The sequence below is a fragment of the Pseudomonas sp. 2822-17 genome (assembly GCF_002742485.1).
Classification (GTDB): Bacteria; Pseudomonadota; Gammaproteobacteria; order Pseudomonadales; family Pseudomonadaceae; genus Aquipseudomonas; species Aquipseudomonas cyclaminis.
Window position 1 is genome coordinate 1 of sequence record NZ_LJRZ01000127.1, and the last position, 321, is coordinate 321.

Sequence of the window (321 nt, forward strand, 5' to 3'; positions counted from 1 at the left end):
GCAGTTGCATTAGCAAGTGGTCAAATTGCAGAGTTAGACCCTGCCAAAATCAATGTCAATGGTGGAGCAGTAGCTCTCGGTCACCCAATAGGGGCTAGTGGCACAAGGATCATCCTTACATTGGCTTATGAACTGAAGCGTCGTGGTGGCGGAGTTGGTATTGCAGCAATCTGTAGCGGTGGTGGCCAAGGGGATGCTGTGATGATTGAGGTGGAGAAATAGATGGATATCCAAAAAATAATGGTTATCGGAGCAGGCCAGATGGGGTCAGGTATTGCGCAAGTTTGTGCCTTGAATGGGTACGATGTCATTCTCCATGAT

At 48.3% G+C, this 321-nt stretch carries 1 protein-coding gene and 1 pseudogene; both read left to right on the top strand.

Going from position 1 to position 321, the window contains the following annotated elements:
- A pseudogene (locus tag AOA60_RS01225) lies at window positions 1-222 on the top strand (acetyl-CoA C-acyltransferase); the annotation flags it as partial.
- Window positions 223-321: 3-hydroxyacyl-CoA dehydrogenase NAD-binding domain-containing protein (locus AOA60_RS01230; protein WP_256592782.1), on the top strand; the 99-nt coding region annotated here is incomplete at its 3' end.